General features: G+C 71.8%; 14 protein-coding genes. 7 read left to right on the forward strand and 7 right to left on the reverse strand.

Annotated features, from left to right (window positions below; genetic code table 11):
• The 7 genes from TR46_RS04300 to TR46_RS04330 form a co-directional block, all read left to right on the forward strand.
• Positions 1 to 276, forward strand: a 276-nt coding sequence (locus TR46_RS04300; protein WP_236655197.1) for a response regulator transcription factor, incomplete at its 5' end; no start/stop codon positions are given.
• 151 nt (positions 277 to 427) lie between these two features.
• Positions 428 to 1,762, forward strand: coding sequence for a ribonuclease D (locus TR46_RS04305; protein ID WP_042393666.1), 1,335 nt, complete (start codon positions 428 to 430; stop codon positions 1,760 to 1,762).
• Positions 1,763 to 1,973: 211 nt separating this feature from the next.
• On the forward strand, positions 1,974 to 3,194 hold the full coding sequence (locus TR46_RS04310; RefSeq protein ID WP_042393669.1) for a thiolase family protein: 1,221 nt from the start codon (positions 1,974 to 1,976) through the stop codon (positions 3,192 to 3,194).
• Positions 3,194 to 5,323 carry a 3-hydroxyacyl-CoA dehydrogenase NAD-binding domain-containing protein gene (locus TR46_RS04315; RefSeq protein ID WP_042393672.1) on the forward strand — a complete coding sequence of 710 codons (2,130 nt, stop codon included), beginning with the start codon at positions 3,194 to 3,196 and terminating at the stop codon, positions 5,321 to 5,323. Before TR46_RS04310 ends, TR46_RS04315 begins: the two co-directional genes overlap by 1 nt.
• A gap of 167 nt (positions 5,324 to 5,490) precedes the next feature.
• Positions 5,491 to 7,059: a phenylacetate--CoA ligase family protein gene (locus TR46_RS04320; RefSeq protein WP_042393675.1), complete on the forward strand. Its 1,569-nt coding sequence runs from the start codon at positions 5,491 to 5,493 to the stop codon at positions 7,057 to 7,059.
• A complete protein-coding gene (locus tag TR46_RS04325; RefSeq protein ID WP_042393677.1) occupies positions 7,049 to 7,519 on the forward strand; it encodes a hypothetical protein in 471 nt (156 codons plus the stop codon). The genes TR46_RS04320 and TR46_RS04325 overlap by 11 nt, the downstream gene beginning before the upstream one ends.
• On the forward strand, positions 7,516 to 8,451 hold the full coding sequence (locus tag TR46_RS04330; RefSeq protein WP_042393681.1) for a nitroreductase family protein: 936 nt from the start codon (positions 7,516 to 7,518) through the stop codon (positions 8,449 to 8,451). Before TR46_RS04325 ends, TR46_RS04330 begins: the two co-directional genes overlap by 4 nt.
• Here the strand turns inward: TR46_RS04330 and TR46_RS04335 are convergent.
• From TR46_RS04335 to TR46_RS04365, 7 genes are all read right to left on the reverse strand, one after another.
• On the reverse strand, positions 8,417 to 9,751 hold the full coding sequence (locus tag TR46_RS04335) for an alpha-amylase family protein (protein WP_042393684.1): 1,335 nt from the start codon (positions 9,749 to 9,751) through the stop codon (positions 8,417 to 8,419). The genes TR46_RS04330 and TR46_RS04335 overlap by 35 nt on opposite strands.
• Before the next feature lie 249 nt (positions 9,752 to 10,000).
• Complete coding sequence (locus tag TR46_RS37670) at positions 10,001 to 10,969, reverse strand: DsbA family protein (protein ID WP_052432535.1); 969 nt, start codon at positions 10,967 to 10,969, stop codon at positions 10,001 to 10,003.
• 93 nt (positions 10,970 to 11,062) lie between these two features.
• Complete coding sequence (locus TR46_RS04345) at positions 11,063 to 12,577, reverse strand: ArnT family glycosyltransferase (protein ID WP_063770522.1); 1,515 nt, start codon at positions 12,575 to 12,577, stop codon at positions 11,063 to 11,065.
• Between the two features lie 125 nt (positions 12,578 to 12,702).
• The gene (gene dxs / locus TR46_RS04350; protein WP_042393687.1) at positions 12,703 to 14,607 is read right to left on the reverse strand and encodes a 1-deoxy-D-xylulose-5-phosphate synthase; all 1,905 of its coding nucleotides are present in this window, start codon (positions 14,605 to 14,607) and stop codon (positions 12,703 to 12,705) included.
• A gap of 286 nt (positions 14,608 to 14,893) precedes the next feature.
• Complete coding sequence (locus tag TR46_RS04355) at positions 14,894 to 16,159, reverse strand: sugar ABC transporter permease (RefSeq protein ID WP_042393690.1); 1,266 nt, start codon at positions 16,157 to 16,159, stop codon at positions 14,894 to 14,896.
• On the reverse strand, positions 16,156 to 16,944 hold the full coding sequence (locus tag TR46_RS04360) for an ATP-binding cassette domain-containing protein (RefSeq protein WP_174505088.1): 789 nt from the start codon (positions 16,942 to 16,944) through the stop codon (positions 16,156 to 16,158). Before TR46_RS04360 ends, TR46_RS04355 begins: the two co-directional genes overlap by 4 nt.
• Positions 16,945 to 17,226: 282 nt before the next feature.
• Positions 17,227 to 18,354, reverse strand: a complete 1,128-nt coding sequence (locus TR46_RS04365) for a sugar ABC transporter substrate-binding protein (RefSeq protein WP_042393697.1) — start codon at positions 18,352 to 18,354, stop codon at positions 17,227 to 17,229.
• Positions 18,355 to 18,388 lie beyond the last annotated feature (34 nt).

Raw genomic sequence — 18,388 nt, forward strand, 5'->3', positions numbered from 1 at the left:
CCGGGGATGCCCCCCGGCGCACCGGGCGGCGCCCCCGGCACCGCCACCGGCGCGCCCGGCACTCCCCCGCCGCCCGCCTACCGCGAGCTGTCCGGGCGCGAGGTGGAGGTGCTCCGCCTGGTCGCCGAGGGCCAGTCCAACAAGGCGATCGGCGTCGCCATGGGGCTGTCCGCGCTCACCGTGAAGAGCCACCTCGCCCGGATCGCCCGCAAGCTGGGCACCGGCGACCGGGCCGGGATGGTCGCGGTCGCGCTGCGGACCGGGATCATCCACTAGTACGACCGGTGCCCCACCGTACGACGGAACGTTCCTCCGCCCGTCACGGTGGGGTGCCGCCGGGTCCGGGTGCGGCGCCGCGACCGTGCGCCGCCTGTACGGCCCCGTGCGCGCAGGCGGACGGGAAGGCGCACGGGCGTAGGCTTGGCGCGTGACCGACGCCCGCGAAGCCACCAGCGACAGCACCGACGACGCCACCGGCAGCCACGCTGCCGCCGACGGGGTCGGCACCCCGGAGGCCGGCGGTCCGATTCCGCTGCTGGAGCCGCGCGAGGGGATCCCCCCGGTGGTCGCCGACGACGCGGCCCTCGCCGAGATCGTGGCCCGCTTCGCCGCCGGCACCGGCCCGGTCGCCATCGATGCCGAACGCGCCTCCGGCTACCGCTACGGACAGCGGGCGTACCTGGTGCAGCTGCGCCGCCAGGGCGCGGGCAGCACCCTGATCGACCCGGTCGGCTGCCCCGACCTGTCCTCCCTCGGCGCGGTCCTGGCCGACACCGAGTGGGTGCTGCACGCCGCCACCCAGGACCTGCCCTGCCTGGCCGAGCTGGGCATGCGGCCGACCACGCTGTTCGACACCGAGCTGGCAGGCCGCATCGCCGGCTTCCCCAGGGTCGGACTGGGACCGATGGTCGAGAGCGTGCTGGGCTTCACCCTGGAGAAGGGCCACTCCGCCGTCGACTGGTCCACCCGTCCGCTCCCCGAGCCCTGGCTGCGCTACGCCGCACTGGACGTCGAGGTGCTGGTGGACCTGCGGGACGCGCTGGAGCAGGAGCTGGAAGCCCAGGGGAAGCTGGAGTGGGCCAAGGAGGAGTTCGCCGCGATCGCCGCCGCCGGGCCGCCCGCGCCCAGGGTCGACCCCTGGCGCCGGACCTCCGGGGTGCACAAGGTGCGCCGCCGCCGACAGCTGGCCGCGGTCAAGGAGCTGTGGCAGAACCGGGACCGGGTCGCCCGCGAGCGTGACATCTCGCCGGGCCGGATCCTCTCCGACGCCGCCATCGTCGCCGCGGCCCTGGCCATGCCTGCCAACATCCACGCGTTGCAGGCGCTGCCCGGCTTCGGCCCACGGGTGCACCGCCGGGCGCTGGAGCAGTGGTTCGGGGCGGTCGAGGCGGCCCGGGCGATCCCCGAGGCGCAGCTGCCGCCGCCCTCGGCCCCGCACGAGGGCCCCCCGCCGCCGCGGTCCTGGGCCGAGAAGGACCCGCTGGCCGCGGCCCGGCTCGCGGGCGCGCGCAGCGCGGTGGGAGCGCTCGCCGAATCGCTGAACCTGCCGCAGGAGAACCTGGTCTCGCCGGACCTGGTGCGCCGGGTCTCCTGGGCCCCGCCGGTCCCGGCCACGCCGGAGGCGGTCGCCGCGGCGCTGCGCGGCCACGGTGCGCGCCCCTGGCAGGCCGAGCTGGTGTCGCCGGTCCTCGCCAAGGCGTTCGCGCAGGCCCGCACCCCCGCACCGCTGTCCCCCGCGGCCCCGTCCAGCACCCAGGGCTGACCCCGGCAGGGCTGCCGCCGGGGTCGGCGGGGGTGTGACCAAGCCCTGCCGGAGCCGCTGCGGGTTCGGTATGGGAAACGAAGTTACTAGCAGGTAGCATCTCTTCCAGGGACGTCGTCGACCCGTCACGGGCGGCGGCTGCCCCGCACCGGTCCAGCTGGGCCGCCACGTCATTTGGGCCCCCACTTGGGGACTTGGGAGGAGAGCCACCGTGCCTCGTACCGCGAGGGACGTCGTCTTCGTCGACGGCGTCCGCACCCCGTTCGGCAAGGCCGGACCGAAGGGCATCTACGCGGAGACCCGCGCCGACGATCTTGTGATCAAGGCCATCCGCGAGCTGCTGCGCCGCAACCCGAGCCTGGACCCGGCCCGCGTGGACGAGGTGGCCATCGCCGCCACCACGCAGATCGGCGACCAGGGCCTCACCCTGGGCCGCAGCGCGGCGCTGCTGGCCGGTCTGCCGAAGACGGTGCCCGGCTACTCGATCGACCGGATGTGCGCCGGCGCGATGACCGCCGCCACCTCGGTCGCCGGCGGCATCGCCTTCGGCGCCTACGACATCGCCATCGCCGGCGGCGTCGAGCACATGGGCCGCCACCCGATGGGCGAGGGCGTGGACCCCAACCCCCGCTTCATGTCCGAGAAGATCGTCGACGAGTCGGCGCTGTTCATGGGCATGACCGCGGAGAACCTGCACGACCGGTTCCCGCACCTGACCAAGGAGCGCTGCGACGCCTACGCCGTCCGCAGCCAGGAGAAGGCCGCCAAGGCCTACGCCAACGGCGTCATCCAGCCGGACCTGGTGCCGGTCGCGGTGCGCCGCACCGACGAGGCGGGCGGGGAGACCGGCTGGGGCCTGGCCACGGTCGACGAGCCGATGCGCCCCGGCACCACCATGGAGATGCTGGCCGGTCTGAAGACCCCGTTCCGTCCGCACGGCCGGATCACCGCGGGCAACGCGGCCGGCCTCAACGACGGCGCCACCGCCTCGCTGATCGCCGCCGAGGACGTGGCCCGCGAGCTGGGCCTGCCGGTCAAGATGCGGATGGTCTCCTACGCCTTCGTCGGCGTGGAGCCCGAGGTCATGGGCATCGGCCCGGTCCCGGCGACCGAGAAGGCGCTCCGCCAGGCCGGTCTGACCATCGCCGACATCGGCGCGTTCGAGATCAACGAGGCCTTCGCCATCCAGGTCCTCTCGATGCTGGACCACTTCGGCATCGCCGACGACGACGAGCGGGTCAACCCCTACGGCGGCGCGATCGCCTACGGCCACCCGCTGGCCTCCTCCGGCGTGCGGCTGATGACCCAGCTGGCGCGGCGCTTCGAGGAGCGCCCCGACGTCCGCTACGGCCTGACCTCCATGTGCATCGGCATGGGCATGGGCGGGACGGTCATCTGGGAGAACCCCAACTTCACCGAGGGTGGCAAGTGATGAGCGACACCACCGCGCTGCTGAAGCGCGCCCACGAGCTGTTCCCGGACGAGGTCGTCACCTCCGCCCACGTCCGCCACCTCGACCTGCCGCTCGGCGCGGGCACGTTCGCGCTGATCACGCTGGACAACGGCTTCGACCACACCAAGCCGACCACCTTCGGCCCCGGCTCGCTGGCCAAGCTGAGCGAGGCGCTGGACCAGGTCGAGCGCGAGGCCGCAGCCGGCGACATCGCCGCCGTCGGTGTCACCGGCAAGCCGTTCATCTTCGCGGTCGGCGCCGACCTCAAGGGCGTCGAGGTGCTCAAGGAGCACAGCGACGCGCTGGCCATCGGCAAGGGCGGCCACGACGTCTTCAAGCGGATCGCGGCGCTGCCCGTCCCGACCTTCGCCTTCTACAACGGCGCGGCGATGGGCGGTGGCGTCGAGATCGGCCTGCACTGCGACTACCGCACCGTCAGCACCGGCGTCCCGGCGTTCTCGCTGCCGGAGTGCTTCCTCGGCCTGGTCCCCGGCTGGGGCGGCTGCACCATCCTGCCCAACCTGATCGGCCCCGCGAAGGCGATCTCGGTCATCATCGAGAACTCGCTCTCGCAGAACCGCCAGCTCAAGGGCAAGCAGGTGTTCGACCTGGGCATCGCCGACGCGGTGTTCGCTCCGGCCGACTTCCTGGAGCAGTCGCTGCTCTGGGCCGCCACCGTGCTCAAGGGCGAGACCGTCGTCGAACGCCCGGAGATCGACCGCGGCGAGGCCTGGGACGCGGCCGTCGCGCACGGCCGCGCCATCGCCGACTCCAAGGTGCACGGCGCCGCCCCGGCCCCGTACCGGGCGCTGGACATCATCGCCGCCGCCAAGAACGGCGACCTTCAGGCCGGCTTCGACGCCGAGGACGCGGCGCTGGCCGACCTGATCATGGGCGGCGAGCTGCGCAGCGGCATCTACGCCTTCAACCTGGTGCAGAAGCGCGGCAAGCGCCCGTTCGGCGCACCGGACAAGTCACTGGCCCGTCCGGTCACCAAGGTCGGCGTGGTCGGCGCGGGCCTGATGGCCTCGCAACTGGCGCTGCTGTTCGCCCGTCAGCTCAAGGTGCCGGTGGTGCTCACCGACATCGACCAGGAGCGGGTCGACAAGGGCGTGGGCTACGTCCACGGCGAGATCGACAAGCTGCAGGCCAAGGGCCGGCTCAACCAGGACGGCGCCAACCGGCTCAAGGGCCTGGTCACCGGCTCGCTGGACAAGGCCGCCGCCTTCGGCGACGCGGACTTCGTCATCGAGGCCGTGTTCGAGGAGATGGGCGTCAAGCAGCAGGTGTTCGCCGACGTCGAGGCCGTGGTCTCGCCGACCTGCATCCTGGCGACCAACACCTCCTCGCTGTCGGTCACCGAGATGGCCTCCAAGCTGGAGCACCCCGAGCGGGTCGTCGGCTTCCACTTCTTCAACCCGGTGGCGGTGCTGCCGCTGCTGGAGATCGTCCGCGGCGAGAGCACCGACGACGCCTCGCTGGCCACGGCGTTCGGCGTGGCCAAGAAGCTGAAGAAGACCGGCGTGCTGGTCAAGGACGCCCCGGCGTTCGTGGTCAACCGCATCCTCACCCGCTTCATGGGCGAGATCCAGACGGTCGTCGACGAGGGCACCCCGATCGACGTGGTCGAGAAGGGCGTGGAGCCGCTGGGGCTGCCGATGTCGCCGATCGTGCTGATCGAGCTGGTCGGACCGGCCATCGCGCTGCATGTGTCGGAGACGCTGCACGGGGCGTTCCCGGACCGGTTCGCCGTCTCGGAGAACCTGGCCCGGGTCGTCAAGGCCGGCAAGCGCGGGTTCTACACCTGGGCCTCCGGGCAGCAGGAGATCGACCCGGAGGTCGCCGCGCTGCTGCAGGTCGGCGACGTGGTGCTGACGCCGGAGCAGGTGCTGGACCGCGCGCTCTCCGCGGTGGCGCAGGAGATCGCGCTGATGCTGGACGAGGGCGTGGTCGCCGAGGCGCAGGACGTCGACCTGTGCCTGATCACGGGCGCGGGCTGGCCCTTCCACCTCGGCGGGATCACTCCCTACCTGGACCGCAGCGGGGTTTCTGAGCGGGTCAACGGGAAGCCCTTCCTGGCTCCTGGGATCGCCAGCGTTCCGGCATAGACCATGAGGGGCGCGGGGCTCTGCTCGATGAAGAGCAGGCGCTGCCAACCATGCACCTCCGTAGAGGGCTGGTCGCGCAGTTCCCCGCGCCCCCAGTGGTGCACTACTCAGGGCGGTTGAGTATCCGCACCGATGCCCCTCGGCTGACGTACCGTCAAACTGGGTGCATGGGGAGCTTTCTGCGCCAGTGGCTGTTGCGGATCGTCAGTTTCGGGCTGACCGGGATGTACCGGGTCTACCGCTCGCATCCGGCGGTGTGGCGGGCCATGGCGCGCAACTACCGGCCCTGGATGGGCGACTTCGCCCGCCTGCACGCCTGGATGACCTGCCAGTTCGCCGCCCTGGACGTACCCGCCTACCGGGACCACCTGGCCGACCACGGCTGGCGCTTCACCTGGTTCTCGCTGGCCTCGTACCCGCCCACCGACAAGGCTGGGTACGTCAGGGCCCACCCGGAGGACGCCCGGTCCTGGAAGGGCCGGGTCGAGGTCGCCGGCAGTGTGGTCGACGAGTCCTCGGGGTCGTCCGGGACGCCGTACAACTGGGTGCGCAGTCGGCGTGAGCTGAACACGGTGCACCGCAATGTGGCCGGGTACACCTCGCTGGTGTTCCCCTCGCGGCGGCTGTTCGTGATCAACGCCTACTCGATGGGCGCCTGGGCCACCGGCACCAACACCGGCATCGCCATGGCCCGGATCGCCACCGTGAAGAACACCGGCCCGGACATCGAGAAGATCGTCGACACCCTGCGCCACTTCGGGCCGCGCTACGACTACCTGGTCACCGCCTATCCCCCGTTCCTGAAGCACCTGCGGGACCGGTTGGCCGGGGAGAGCTGGTTCTCCGGCTACCGGATGGCCGCCATGGTCGGCGGCGAGGGGATGACCGAGGCGCTGCGCGACTACGTCGGCGACGTCTTCGCCAAGGTCCGCTCCGGATACGGAGCCTCGGACCTGACCATCGGCATGGGCGGCGAGACCACCTTCAGCGTCTGGCTGCGCCGGCGGATCCGCGAGGACGCCGCGCTCCGTGAGGCCTTCCTCGGGCCGGACGAGCAGCGGCTGCCGATGGTGTTCCAGTACAACCCGCTGGAGACCTATCTGGAGACCACCGGGACCGGCCGCACCGGCGAGATCCTCTGCACCATCAACTCCACCGCGGTGATGGCCCCGAAGCTGCGCTACAACATCGGCGACGAGGGCACCCTGCTCAGCTTCCCCGAGGCCTGGGAGCGGATCGCCGCGCTCGCCGCCGAACGCCCCGAACTGCTGGAGCAGGCCACCCGGACCCATCGGCGCGAGCGGATGCAACTGCCGCTGCTGTTCCTCTACGGGCGGGCCGACTCGACCGTCTCCTACATGGGCGCCAACATCTACCCCCAGGACGTCGAGTACGGCCTCTACGAGGGCAACCCGCTGGCGGGGGCCATCGAGGGCTTCGCACTCGGGTTGGCGGAGGGCGCCGATCTGGAGACCCGTCCGGTGGTGCACGTCCAGCTGCGGCCGGGGGCCGCGGCGGGCGAGGCGGAGCGGGAGCAGTTGGCGAAGACCTGCCGGGCCGGGGTACTGCGCCATCTGGCCTCCTGCAGCCGGGACTTCGCGCAGTCGATGGCCGAGGACGCCTCGGCGGCCGAGATCGAGGTGCGGATCCATCCGCACGGCACCGGGCCCTTCGCGGGCGGCTCAGGCATCAAGAACACATACCTGCTGAAGGGAGCTGAGCCCGATGCGCAGTGACGACTTCTCGCTCGCGCCCGCACCCGCGCAGGCCGGTGCGATGTTCGTGGGGGCCACCCGGTACTCCGGGCTGTGGTCCATCCTCGCGCTGGGGCCCGGCTGGCTGCGGATGGTCCGGGAGATGAAGCGGATGAAGGGCTACGTCTGGCACAAGGTCTACTGGCGCGCACCCTTCACGCTGGGCACCATCGCCTTCTTCGCCGACCGCGACGAACTGCTGAAGTTCGCCCGGAGCAATGCCCATGCCCGGCTGATGTGCTGGCTGACCGACGAGGGCACCGAGCGGGCCACCGCGGGATGGATCAGGATCTACACCGCGGACGCGCACGGCTACACCAACGGCGCCTGGCGCGCCGAGGACGGCGAACTCGGCCACATCGACACCTTCGCGCCGCTGAGCACCGAGACCGAACGCGGCCTGCCCGCCCGCCCGGTGAAGCACCTGGGCGGCAGGCCATGACCTGGACGGACGACCTGCGCGCCTTGGCGCCCCTCGCCGCCCGGGCTCCCAGCCCGCACAACGCCCAGCCCTGGACCTTCGACTTCACCGACGACGCGCTGACCATCGGCTGGGACCCGGCCCGCGCGCTGCCGGCCGGCGACCCCACCCGGCGGGACCTCCACCTCTGCCTCGGCGGCTGCGTCGAGACCTGGCTGATCGCGGCCGCCGACGCAGGCATCGACATCCGTGCCGAGATCTTCGTCGACGAGTCCACCCGTACCGTGGCCCGGCTGCTCCCCGCCGACACCCCCTACGCCACCGACTTCGCCTCCGCCGACATCGCCGCGCGGGCCTGCGCCCGTGGCGCGCACCTGGCCGCACGCCTCGACCCGGAGCAGATCGCCCGCGCCCGGCTGCAGTTGACCACCGCGGGGCTGACCGAGCTGCCTTCGCGGGAGCTGGCCGACCTCGCCGTCCGGGCCGACCGCCGGCTGTGGTCCGCGCCCGGCGTCGCCGCTGAGCTGCGCTCCTGGCTGCGGTTGACGCCCCGTCATCCCCGGTACCACCAGGACGGTCTCAGCTACCGGGCGCTGGCGATGTCGCGGGCCGAGGCGCTCGGTCTGCGCGCCGTGCTCGCCGCACACGCGGCCCGTCCGCTGGCGCCTCTGCTCGCGGCCACCCAGGCCGGGCTGCTGCGCCGGGAGGGCAGCGTGCTGGTCCTCAGCGGCCGTCCGGAGACCGCCGAGGAGATGGTCGCCGCCGGTCGCGAACTGGTTCGGGTCTGGTACGCGCTGGCGGCCCAGGGCATCGCGGTGCATCCGCTCAGCCAGCTGATCGACTGCGCGGAGACCGAGCGGGAGCTGCGCCGCCGGATCGGCGCCCGGCCGCTGGCGGTGTTCCGGGCCGGTCTCCCGGTCAGCGCGCCGCCCCGGTCGGCCCGGCTGCCGTAGCCACCAGCCAGCCTGCGCCGGTGAGTTCGGCCTCCCCGTCGCGCACCGTGCCGGGCCCTGCGGCATGCCGCCACTCCCCCTCGGCGGGCGGCAGCCCGGGCAGCGGCAGCCGGACCGGGTCGTCGCCCAGGCTGAGCGCCACGGCGAGGATCTGCTGACCGTCCGTCACCGTGTAGACCAGGGTGGCGTCGGTCAGCAGCCGGACCGAGGTGCGGGCCCGGGTCAGCCAGGGATGGCGCCGGCGCAGGCCGATCAGCTGCTGGTGCAGGCGGTGGTGCACCGCCCCGTGGGGCGCCAGTCCGCCCGGCAGCGGGGGGAAGGCCGGGCGGACCGCGTCGTCCCCGCCCTCCCGCTCCTCCTTGACCCCGCGGAAGGCCTGCTCGTCACCGGAGTAGACGGACGGATGCCCGCCGACGGTGAGCAGCACCGCGAGGGCCGGGGCCAGGTGCCGCTCGTCGTCGAGCCTGCTGGCGATCCGGGTCACATCGTGGTTGCCGAGGAAGGTCATCGGGACGAAGGTGTCGAGCAGCGCGTTGTGCCGGTCCAGCGCCCAGGCCAGCTCGAACAGGTTGCGGTCGTTGCAGGAGCTCCAGAGCGCCTTCCAGAGCTCGTACTGGGTGACCGAGTCCAGGCCCCCCTTGTCCACGAAGGCCGGGTAGTCCCCGTGGATCACCTCGCCGACGAACCAGGCGTCCGGGTGGCGCGCTCTGACCCGGTCGGTGACGGTGCGCCAGAAGGCGTGCGGGACGGCGTAGGCGGCGTCCAGGCGCCAGCCGGCGATGCCGAGTTCCAGCCAGTGGCACATCACCTCGACCACATGGTCGGCGACGGCGGGTTCGTCGTGGTTGAGCGCGACCAGCCGGTGGTGGCCCTCGAAGGTGCGGTAGTCGCCGGTGGCCGGGTCGACGGTGAACCAGGTGGCGTACCGGGAGTCGCGGCCGCGGGCGTCCACGTCGGCGAAGGCCGGAAAGCTGCGGCCGACATGGTTGAAGACACCGTCCAGGATGACCCGCACCCCGCGTTCCGCGGCCTGTCCGACCAGCCGGCGCAGATCGTCCTCGGTGCCCAGCCGGGAGTCGATCCGCAGATGGTCGACGGTGTCGTAGCCGTGCGTCTCGGAGGCGAAGACCGGACCGAGCGCCAGGCCGTTGCAGCCGAGCCCGACCAGGTAGTCCAGCCAGTCGCCCAGCCGGTCCAGACGGTGCGCCGGGGACGTGTCCGGCGGCAGCGCCTGCGGCTCGGCCCCGGTGAAGCCCAGCGGATAGACCTGCCACCAGATCGCGTGCTCGGACCAGCGCATGGCGCGTTCCCCCTCAGTGGGTCGCCGTCGGATCGGACGTGGGCCGTCCGCGGACACACGGTCCACCGGAGATGCTGCCAGGCGGAGCCCCGCACTGCCGGTAGGCGTGACCCTGCCCAGCGCGGCGGCGTGCGCGCTGGGCGTGCTGCGGGGACCACCGCGGCAGCGGGCCCGGCGCGGCTGCCGCCTCCGGCGGCACCGGCCGGGCCCGCTACGAGCTCTCGTCCTGCCTCACACCCGATTCTTGCGTCAGGGAGTGCTTGCCGAGGGGGAAGCCGCCGCGGAGGCGGAGGCGGAGTCGCTCGGGCCGGTGACCACGACGACCGAGCCCGCCATCGGCGCGGCCTTGGCCGCCTTGATCACCGCGTCGGTCAGCTGCTCCGGGCTGATCATGGAGCCGCTGCCGACCAGGGCCACCGGCGTGCTGTTCGGGGCGGCGGTGGCCGTCGAGGTGGGTGCGGCACTGGCACTGGCGCTGCTGTCGGCGACCGTGGTGGTCATGGTGAGCACCGGGGCGCTGCCGTAGCCGGCCGCGGCGAAGTCCTTCTGCGAGTCCTGCACCCACACCTTGTGGTTGCCCTTGTCCACACAGCTGCGGAACACGTCCGTATCCAGGGCCTTGACCTTCTTGGAGAGCCTGATCAGCTCCGCGGTCGACCCGTAGGCGTCATCGCTCGGATCGGTCGGCTGATTCTCCAGCAGCACCTTGCGGTACCTGGCGAAGTCCGCGACCGAGGTGTCGACGGCACAGGCCAGCGCGTTCCCGGCCTCCAGCGAGCCGTTCCCGCCGTGGGCCGCGTCCATCCCGGTGATCTCGCGGTACTCGACGTTGGTCGACCCGGAGCCGACCAGCTGTGCCAGTGTGGCGTCGTACTTCTGTGCGAAGGCCAGCGAGGCCGGGTCGCGCATGTCCTCGTACACGGTCAGGGTGACCGACGCGTGGCCCCAGACCGGCACCGCCAGGTTCTGCTTCCCGGTGGCCGTGGTCGGCGGGCTGAGCGTCTTGGCCTTGTGGTCGCGCACCAGCGAGCCGACGAACCCGGCCGCCACGAACACCGCGACCACCCCGATCCCGGCGACCACCCAGCGCCGCGCCGACGAGCGCCGCACCGTGTCGGCTCCGGCGGGCCCGCCGGCCTTGTCCTGCTGGGTCCCGTTGGCCGCCGGGCCCTTGTCCGCGGAGTCTGCGGAGCCTGCGGAGTCTGCGGAGCGCTTCATTCAGCTTTTCCTCGTGGAGTTCATCAGCATGGCCTGAGCCACCGACCGTCCAGCTGTGCACCGGAAAGGATGCCATGGCTGGGTGGGAGACTCTCACTCGGGGACGCGGCAGGTCTGAGGATCCTTGAGGCGGTAGATCACCGTGGTGCCGTCGGTGCCCACCTCCCGGTAGTGGGCCGCCAGCAGGGCCCGCATCGGGGCGATGTACTCGGGGGCGTAGGGCGCGCCGCCGGAGTCGTCCACCACCACCTCGGGCAGCTGCTCGGACATCTCCGCGTCGAACGTCTTCCAGGCGTTGGGCATCCCGTCGGCCACGCCCACGCTCTCCGGGTTCCGCCCGCCGGAGTAGTTGGTGAGCAGGCCCGCGGTGAGGTACCGGGTGGCGGGCTTGCGGTCGGCCAGCCAGTACATCTCCGGGTGCATGCCCCAGACCAGGACCGAGTCCTGCGGCTTGGTGTCCTTGGTCACCTCGGCGGCCACCGACTCGGCGTGCTGCAGCGGCTGGTGCGGCCAGAGGAAGCCGAGCGCGACGAAGGCGGCACTGGCTGCCAGCGAGTAGATCAGCACCGGCTTCCAGCGGGCCGCCCCCTTGGCCACCGCGCCGACGCCGAGCAGCACCAGCGGCGGGATCAGCTGCAGGTAGTAGTGGCCGAAGAAGTGGAATCCGGTGATCACGCCGAGACCCGAGGAGCCGAACCAGATCCACAGGTCGGCGTCCTCCCGGACCCGGCGCCAGCGCCGGGCCAGGGGCACCAGCAGCCCCATCGCGGCGACCGCCAGGATCGCGGCGTTGCCGAAGGCCCGTCCCAGCATGTTCAGCCAGGCGCCGTCCAGCGAGGCGTACTCGCTACTGCCGGTGATCACCCAGAAGGCGAAGTTCTTGACCCCGGTCGACAGCGCGATCACCACGACCGGCAGCCCGAAGCCGAAGCCCAGCGCGGCCAGCGAGGTCCGCGGCCGTGATCCGCCCGGCCTGCGGCTGTCCTGGCGCAGCAGCCAGAGCACGGCGAAGAGCACCGCGCCGCCGGTCTGCTTGGTCAGCGAAGCGGCGGCCACCGCGGCCCCGGCCGGGCCCCAGCGGCGGTTCTGGGCGAACCAGAAGGCGGCGGCGGTGGCCGGCAGCATGAAGACCTCGAAGGTGGCCGCCTGGCTGTCCTCGGGCGACAGGCCGATCGAGACCAGCAGGTAGAGGACTCCGGCACCGGCGCCCGCGCGGTTGCCCCAGCGCTTGCGGGCGATCGCCGCCAGCAGCACGGCCGTGGCCAGGTGCGCGCCGATGGCCAGCACCCGCAGCGGCCACAGCGAGGTCGAGCCGAAGAGCGCGAAGGCGCCCTCGTAGAGCCAGGGCAGCAGCGGCGGCTTGCGGTCCACCACGGTGTCGTAGAGCACCCCGCCGCCGGCCAGCATGCGGGCCTGGGTGGCGAGGTAGCCCTCGTCCGGGCTCCAGACCGTCCTGGCGAAGGACGGCAGATGGGTGAGCACGGCCAGTGCCCCGTAGAGGGGCACCAGCCGGGCCCAGTAGCCCGTGCGCAGCGCTTCGCGGGCGCGTGCGGCCAGCTCGCCCGGCGAAAGGCGGCCCAGTGGCAGAGCGACCGAGCCGCTGTTCATCCTCAGCTCGGACGAGCGGCGACGGTCCGGCGGCTGATTCGACACACAGGCCACGCTACCCGGTCACTCCGGGTTCACGCAGGCGGGTTTTCCCGGCCATGGCAGGACCACAGCGATCGCACAGGTCAGACCGGCGCGCCCGCCGTCACCTTGGCCACGAAGCCGGCCACCCGCTCGGCGATCGCCGGCCCGGTGAGCCCGATCTGCTCCAGGATTTCGTTGCGGGAGGCGTGGTCCAGGAACTCCTGCGGGATGCCGAAGTCACGCAGCGGCACGTCCACCCCGGCGTCGCGCAGCGCCTGGGCGATCGTCGCGCCGACGCCGCCGACCCGGCCGTTGTCCTCGACGGTGACCACCACGCGGTGCTCCGCGGCCAGCCCGGGCAGGGCCGGGTCGACCGGCTTGACCCAGCGCGGGTCGACCACGGTGCTGCTGATCCCCTGGGCGGCCAGCATTCCGGCGGCCTCCAGGCAGGTGGCGGCCATCGCCCCGACGGACACCAGCAGCACGTCGGCGCGGACCGGGCCGACCGGCTCGCCGCTGTCGCGCAGCACGTCCATGCCGCCGATCCGGCCCACGGCCGGGATCGCCGGGCCGACGGTGCCCTTGGAGTAGCGGACCACGGTGGGCGCGTCGGACACCGCCACCGCCTCGCGCAGCTGCGCGCGGAGCTGGTCGGCGTCGCGCGGCGCCGCCAGCCGCAGGCCGGGGACGACCTGCAGGATGGACATGTCCCACATGCCGTTGTGGCTGGCACCGTCGGTGCCGGTGACCCCGGCCCGGTCCAGCACGAAGGTGACCCCGCTGCGGTGCAGCGCCACGTCCATGAGGACCTGGTCGAAGCAGCGGTTGAGGAAGGTCGCGTAGACCGCGACCACCGGGTGCAGCCCGCCGGTGGCCAGCCCCGCCGCGCTGACGGCGGCGTGCTGCTCGGCGATGCCGACGTCGTAGGTCCGCTCGGGGAACTCCTTGGCGAACGGGGCCAGGCCGACCGGGTGCAGCATCGCCGCGGTGATGGCGACCAGGTCGCTCCGCTCGCGGCCGAGCGCGACCATCTCCTCGCCGAAGACCGAGGTCCAGTCCTGGCCCGCAGTCTTCACGGGGAGGCCGGTGTCGGGGTGGATCACTCCCACGGCGTGGAAGCGGTCCTCCTCGTTCTGCTCGGCGGCGCGGTAGCCGCGGCCCTTCTGGGTCAGGCAGTGCACGATGACCGGCCCGCCGAAGCCCTTGGCGCGCTTCAGCGCCGACTCCAGCGCCTGCTCGTCGTGGCCGTCGATCGGGCCGATGTACTTCAGGCCCAGGTCCTCGAACATGCCCTGCGGGGCGATGAAGTCCTTGAGGCCCTTCTTGGCGCCGTGCAGCGTCTCGAAGATCTGCTGGCCGACCACCGGGGTGCGCTGCAGCGCGTCCTTGCCCCAGGTGAGGAAGCGCTCGTAGCCCTGGGTGGTGCGCAGGGTGGCCAGGTGGTTGGCCATGCCGCCGATGGTGGGCGAGTAGGAGCGCTCGTTGTCGTTGACCACGATGATCAGCGGACGGTCCTGGGCCTCGGCGATGTTGTTCAGCGCCTCCCAGGCCATCCCGCCGGTCAGCGCGCCGTCGCCGATCACCGCGACCACGCTGCGGTCCGTCAGGCCCTGCAGCTCGTTGGCCTTGGCCAGGCCGTCGGCGTAGCCGAGCACGGTGGAGGCGTGCGAGTTCTCGATCACGTCGTGCTCGGACTCGGCCCGGGACGGATAGCCGGACAGGCCGCCCCTGACCCGCAGTCGGGAGAAGTCCTGACGGCCCGTGAGCAGCTTGTGGACGTAGCTCTGGTGCCCGGTGTCGAAGAGCACCCGGTCCTTCGGGGAGTCGAACACCCGGTGCAGCGCCAGGGTCAGTTCGACCACGCCGAGGTTGGGGCCGAGGTGGCCGCCCGTCTTGGACACCTCCTCGACCAGGAAGCCGCGGATCTCCTCGGCCAGGACGCTGAGCTGCCCCGGGGTGAGCCGGTCCAGGTCGCGGGGTCCCCGAATGCGGGTCAGCAGGGCCACCCGTTCCTCCTTGCGTCGTCGACTCCGTCGTCGTAGGTCCACGGAGAGACATGAGTCTAGTAGGGACTGCTCCGAACGGGGGCACCCGAGGTCCCGGCCGGGTCGCGGGCATGCGAATGCCCGGCACCGGAGCGGTACGGTGCCGGGCAGTCGGCGTGGTGCGGGGTGTCCCCGCATCTCGCAGCCACCGGCCGGCCCGGGGCGGACCTCCCCCTCAGAGGTCCGCCCCGGGGCGGTTCGGCCGGTGGGGCCGGTGGAGCGTCGGAGCCGGTGGAGCAGCAGTGCCTCAGGCGCGGCCGGAGGACTTCTGGGTGCGGCGCGACAGCGAGTCGACGACCACGGCGGCAAGCAGCACGCCACCGGTGATCATGTACTGCACCGACTGGGCCTCGCCGAGCATGAACAGGCCGGCGTTGATGGACTCGATGACCAGCATGCCGAGCAGGGCCGACCAGACCTTGCCGCGCCCGCCGAAGAGGCTGGTGCCGCCGATGACCGCGGCCGCGATGGCCATCATCAGGTTGTTGGGGTCGGAACCGCCCTGGTTGGCGGAGCTGATCGTCGCGGAGATGACCAGGCCGCCCAGCGCGGCGAAGAAGCCGGCGATGGAGTAGACCGAGATCCGGATCGCGGCGACGTTGATACCGGCGCGACGGCTGGCCTCGATGTTGCCGCCGACCGCGAAGATCTTGCGGCCGTAGCTGGTACGGCGCAGCACGAAGTCGCAGATGATCAGCGCGGCGAGGAAGAACACCAGGTTGTTGGGAACGCCCTTGTGCAGGTTGAGCACGTAGGCGGAGCCGAACGCGGCGACCGCCAGCACGGCCGTGCGCAGCACGACCTCGCTGGTGGGACGGAACGGGACCTTGGCGCGGCGGCGGCGGCCCTGCTCGCTCAGGCTGCTGAACAGCATGGCGGCCACGCCGACCGCGGCGAGGATGTAGGCGCCGGAGATGTCGCCGTTCAGGAAGAAGCTGTTGCCGCCGAAGAGGTGGATCAGCCCGGTGTCCGGCAGGTTGATGGTGCCGGTGTCGCCGAGCAGCCACAGCATCAGGCCGTTCCAGCCCAGGAAGCCGGCCAGGGTGACCACGAAGGCCGGGACGCCGATCTTGGCGAACACGAAGCCGTGGATCGCGCCGATGACGGCGCCGGTGGCCAGGGCCGCCAGGGTGGCGAGCCAGAGGTTGACCCCGTGGGTGACCGAGAGCACGGCGAAGATGGCCGCGGCCAGACCGCTGACCGAGCCCACCGAGAGGTCGATCTCGCCCAGCAGCAGGACGAAGACCAGCCCGATGGAGAGCGTGCCGATGCCCACCATGTAGTAGGCGATGTACTCGAAGTTGGAGGCCGACAGGAAGTTGCCGTTGGAGGCGGCGAAGGCGGCCCAGATGACGATCAGGCCGATGATCACGGGCAGGGAGCCGAGCTCACCGCCGCGGATCTTCCGCTTGAACTCGCTGATGTACCCGGAGAAGCCCTGCTCGCGGACGAGCAGTCGGGGGTCCACGGCCTGCTGGACCGCGGGGGCGGGGGTCTCGATGTTGTTGCTCACTGGGTGGCCTCCGCCGTGCGGCTCTGGCGTCGGGTCACCGCGTTGTCGGTGGCACCGGTGATCGCGGCGATGATGGTTTCCTGGCTGGTCCCGTGGACCGGGAACGTCCCGTTGTTCTTGCCGAGGCGCAGCACCGCGACCCGGTCGGCGACGGCGCGCACGTCGACCATGTTGTGGCTGATCAGGATGACGCCGAGGCCGCGCTCACGCAGCCGCTCGACCAGGTCGAGGACCTGGGCGGTCTGCTCGACGCCGAGGGCGGCGGTGGGCTCGTCCAGGATGACGACCTTGGGGTCGCCGATCAGCGAGCGGGCGATGGCCACCACCTGGCGCTGGCCGCCGGAGAGGCTGGCGACCGGTATGCGCACGCTGGGGATGCGGATGGACAGGGTGCTGAGCAGCTCCGAGGCCTTCTGCTCCATGGTGACCTCGTCCAGGGTGCCGCGGCGCTTCAACTCGCGGCCCAGGTAGAGGTTGTTGACGACGTCCAGGTTGTCGCAGAGCGCCAGGTCCTGGTAGACGGTGGCGACGCCGAGGTGCTGGGCGTCCTGCGGCCGGTGGATGTTGACCGGCCGGCCCTCCCACTCGATCTGGCCCTCGTCGATCGGGTGAACTCCCGCGATCGTCTTGACCAGGGTGGACTTGCCGGCGCCGTTGTCGCCGACCAGGGCGACCACCTCACCGGCGTGGACCTCGAGCTCGACATCCGTCAGTACCTGGACGGCGCCAAAGCGCTTGGAGACCCCGCGCAACGCCAGTACGGGTGCGCTTGTCACGTGAACCAACTCCTTAACCACCCGGTGCCTCGGGTGGGTTGCCGCGCCGTCCCGGGCGCAGACGGGTATGCGGTACACCAGATTTTTCGGGGAGCGACCCCCCGTACCCCCACGTCAAGCCGCCGTCGGGCGGCCGCCGGTGACGTGATCGGACCGGGCGAACGGGGCTGACGCCCCGTCAACTGCCCATGGTCCCGCGCCGAGCCCCGCGCGGGAATCCTTCCGGCTTGTGGCCGGGACCGGATCTCCTGCGCGGGGCGGTCGGGCTGGGTTGCTGCTCGTCAGTGCTGCCTACTGGATGCCGGCGGCGGTGCAGGCGGCCTTGTACGCCGCGGTGCAGATGTCGCTGGCGCTCCACAGCTGGTCCTTGACGACCGTGGACTCGACGTTCGCCTTGGTCACCAGCTGCGGGGTCAGCAGGTCCGAGGGGACGCTGTCGCCGGAGCCGCTGGTCTTGGTGGTGGTGGCGACCGAGGAGATGCTCTGGCCGTTCAGCAGGTCGACCGCGAGGGTCGCGGCGGCGTCGGCCTCGGGCTTGTAGGCCTTGTAGACCGTGTAGGCCTGGGTGCCGGAGACGATCCGCTGGATCGCGTCGAGCTGCGCGTCCTGGCCGCCGATCGGCAGGTTGCTGATGCCGGCGTTCTTCATCGAGGTGACGATACCGGCGGCCATGCCGTCGTTGGCCGAGTAGAAGCCGGCGATGTTCTTGGCGCCGAGCTGGTTGATCGCGGCCGCAGCCTTCTGGGCCGCGACGTCGGCCTTCCACAGACCCGAGGCGTCGTAGGCGATGTCGACCTTGCCCGCGACAGCGGACTTGAAGCCGGACTTGAAGTCGGCGGCGTTCGGGTCGGCCGAGTCGCCGTCGATCTCGACGATCTTGGCGGTCGGGGTGGCCTTGGAGCCGAGGGCGTCCAGCAGGCCCTGGCCCTGCAGCTTGCCGACGGCCACGTTGTCGAAGGACACGTAGGCGGAGACGGCACCCTGGGCGAGACGGTCGTACGCGACGACCTTGACACCCTTGGCGACGGCCGCGGTGACCGAGGACTTGATGGCGGCGGCGTCCTGCGCGTCGAGGATGAGGACCTTGACGCCGGCGTTGATCATGGTGGTGACCTGCTGCGCCTGGGTGGCGGGGCTGCCCGCGGCGTTGGCGTACTGGACCTGGACGCTGGGCGCCAGTTCCTTGATCTTCGCCTCGATCAGCGGCTTGTCGAACTTCTCGTAGCGGGTGGTCTGGTTCTCCGGGAGGAGCAGACCGATGGTGCCGGCGCCGCCGGCGGCGGCCGAGGAGCCGCTGCTCGCGGCAGCCGAGGTGGAGGAGGAGCTGGAGCTGCTGCCGGCCTTGCCACAAGCAGCCATACCGAGCGCCATCGAGACTGCAGCAGTCGCGACGACAGTGCGGCGAAGAGAAGTGTTCATCGTTTGGGGTGCCTCCCTGACGCGGTCGCCACTT

Source organism: Streptacidiphilus carbonis (assembly GCF_000787775.1).
GTDB classification, from domain to species: Bacteria; Actinomycetota; Actinomycetes; order Streptomycetales; family Streptomycetaceae; genus Streptacidiphilus; species Streptacidiphilus carbonis.

What these genes read in the sequence shown, in the direction of transcription:
- TR46_RS04315 (WP_042393672.1), top strand. Translation starts at nt 3,194, where the DNA reads ATGAGCGACACCACCGCGCTGCTGAAGCGCGCCCACGAGCTGTTCCCG.
- TR46_RS04320 (WP_042393675.1), top strand. Translation starts at nt 5,491, where the DNA reads ATGGGGAGCTTTCTGCGCCAGTGGCTGTTGCGGATCGTCAGTTTCGGG.
- TR46_RS04325 (WP_042393677.1), top strand. Translation starts at nt 7,049, where the DNA reads ATGCGCAGTGACGACTTCTCGCTCGCGCCCGCACCCGCGCAGGCCGGT.
- TR46_RS04330 (WP_042393681.1), top strand. Translation starts at nt 7,516, where the DNA reads ATGACCTGGACGGACGACCTGCGCGCCTTGGCGCCCCTCGCCGCCCGG.
- TR46_RS04335 (WP_042393684.1), bottom strand. Translation starts at nt 9,751, where the DNA reads ATGCGCTGGTCCGAGCACGCGATCTGGTGGCAGGTCTATCCGCTGGGC.
- TR46_RS37670 (WP_052432535.1), bottom strand. Translation starts at nt 10,969, where the DNA reads ATGAAGCGCTCCGCAGACTCCGCAGGCTCCGCAGACTCCGCGGACAAG.
- TR46_RS04345 (WP_063770522.1), bottom strand. Translation starts at nt 12,577, where the DNA reads ATGAACAGCGGCTCGGTCGCTCTGCCACTGGGCCGCCTTTCGCCGGGC.
- TR46_RS04365 (WP_042393697.1), bottom strand. Translation starts at nt 18,354, where the DNA reads ATGAACACTTCTCTTCGCCGCACTGTCGTCGCGACTGCTGCAGTCTCG.